The 255-nt window shown below is 51.8% G+C and carries 1 rRNA gene; it reads left to right on the top strand.

What is annotated here, in order from left to right:
* Window positions 1-255 (top strand): 23S ribosomal RNA (locus tag H3H39_RS28675); the annotation flags it as partial.

Below are 255 nucleotides of genomic sequence, written 5' to 3'. Positions count from 1 at the left end.
ATGGGAAGCAGGTTAATATTCCTGCACCGTCGTATGATGCGATGGGGGGACGGATCGCGGAAGGTTGTCCAACTGTTGGAATAGTTGGTTTCTGGTTCATAGAAGGCGCTTAGGCAAATCCGGGCGCATGATTCAAGGGACTGGGACGAGGCACTTAGGTGCTGAAGCAATCGGAAGTGGTTCCAAGAAAAGCCTCTAAGCTTCAGTCATACGAGACCGTACCGCAAACCGACACAGGTGGGCGAGATGAGTATT

Origin of the sequence: Rugamonas apoptosis (genome assembly GCF_014042355.1) — a bacterium.
GTDB classification, from domain to species: Bacteria; Pseudomonadota; Gammaproteobacteria; order Burkholderiales; family Burkholderiaceae_D; genus Rugamonas; species Rugamonas apoptosis.
This window is presented reverse-complemented; position numbering and strand designations above follow the sequence as displayed.